At 55.4% G+C, this 1,490-nt stretch carries 2 protein-coding genes; both read right to left on the bottom strand.

Annotation, left to right across the window (positions count from 1 at the left end; genetic code table 11):
• Positions 1-373 precede the first annotated feature (373 nt).
• Positions 374-1,039: a T6SS immunity protein Tdi1 domain-containing protein gene (locus EKL94_RS22090; RefSeq protein ID WP_126930645.1), complete on the bottom strand. Its 666-nt coding sequence runs from the start codon at positions 1,037-1,039 to the stop codon at positions 374-376.
• A gap of 352 nt (positions 1,040-1,391) precedes the next feature.
• The coding region (locus EKL94_RS22085; RefSeq protein ID WP_148105821.1) for an IS3 family transposase at positions 1,392-1,490 on the bottom strand (99 nt) is incomplete at its 5' end.

Below are 1,490 nucleotides of genomic sequence, written 5' to 3'. Positions count from 1 at the left end.
TTGTATGTCTGTGGCATGACGCTAGGACCTTGTGATAGTGAGCGACACTCTGTTTGTTGTGAACGGGACCGTGACACTCCGAATCCATACCGGGTAAGTTCGGGGGAAGGGTCAGAGTGGAATAAGAGCCGGGCCCCTGACAGTTTCCTGCGCGGCCCGCCACGGAATGGAAGAAAAAAGCAAAGGCAACAGCGGGTCGCGCGCTGCGCTTGCTCGTGTAGAGCCGATCCCGCGCTCGGCTTGCCGTTGCCCATGCGAAAAGCAGCTGGCCGCAGGCCCCTTGCTGCAGGATCAGGGGCAGGCCGTAGAAACTACAGAAGTATCGAGTCCGGACAAGATCTGCAGTTGTCGATCTGACGATCGTCGGGTGATTTCAATTGAATGATCTGACAAAAGTGCGAGTTCCATACGATGAATATTTGTATAGGGAGAAGTCCTGTGTTTGGCACAGGATGCTTAAATGCTCGATAGCCTTGACCTTCTCCAGGTTCTCGATGGTGTTCTCCCCGCCCAGTGAAAGCAGTGGCTGGAATCCATAGCATTCGCCAATGGCCAAGGTTCCGAGCTTCTTTCGCGCCTTGGAGAAGAGCCGTCTGTCATCCTTGTCATAAACATCGATATCTTCTGCGTCGAGCAAAAACGGGATCTCGATTGCATTTTCCAGATGCGTCTCGGTGTCTACACTCGGTGCGGATGTCTCGCACACCACGGAGCCATGCAAGAGTTCTATCTCTCCGATGCCGAACGCATCGTGATAGAAGAAAATGTTGCCGAACGCGCTATGGCAAAACGCATGGCAGTTCTTGCTGTTGAATTGTTCGTCGCGGCCGAACACTGCATCCAGAATGCCTTCGAAGCTTCTGGGGTGGCATGTCTGGAGCTGGCCTTGCAGTGTGAAGAAAAAGCCCAGTCCAGCGAAGAGTTCGCGGAGTTGATCAGGCATGGATGCTGGAAGTGAATTCCACTCGTCGAGGGTGAGCACCCGACAGAGCTTTGGGTGTCCATGCTTGTTGACGATGTAGTCAATTAGTTTGCTCATGCCTGATCTGCAGCTTGGCCTTCGAATCTGCGGCGTGAATACTTCATTTGCCGGGCTTGTTGGTGGTCGAACATATCAGCCAATACCGACGTTCGCCCGCGTTCACAGGCGGTCCCTCCGGCCTGCCTTGTCCCGCTGCGCAACATGAGATGAGTATGGGAGCTAGAAACGACAAGAGGGACGCGGCGAAGCCGCGTCCCTCTTTCAAATTCCGTCCCGACAACCCAATGCTCTTCGATCCGTCACCGGGAAACTGTCAGAGGTGGGGCGGGTTGGGTTCGCGGGGGTGTCCGCGGCATGGATGCCGCGGCCAAGCCCCCAGGGTGAAGTGACCCCCGAGAGTTGGACGGGGTCAGGCGGCCGATTGGGCCTGCTCCCGGTACTTTACCGGGCTTAGGCCTTTCAATTTCAATTTGATGCGCCCTTGGTTGTAGTACTGGATGTATTCCAC

The sequence above is a fragment of the Stenotrophomonas maltophilia genome, from assembly GCF_003970865.1.
Classification (GTDB): Bacteria; Pseudomonadota; Gammaproteobacteria; order Xanthomonadales; family Xanthomonadaceae; genus Stenotrophomonas; species Stenotrophomonas maltophilia_AR.
The sequence above is the reverse complement of the archived record's forward strand: the minus strand, read 5'-3'. Positions and strand labels throughout refer to the sequence as shown.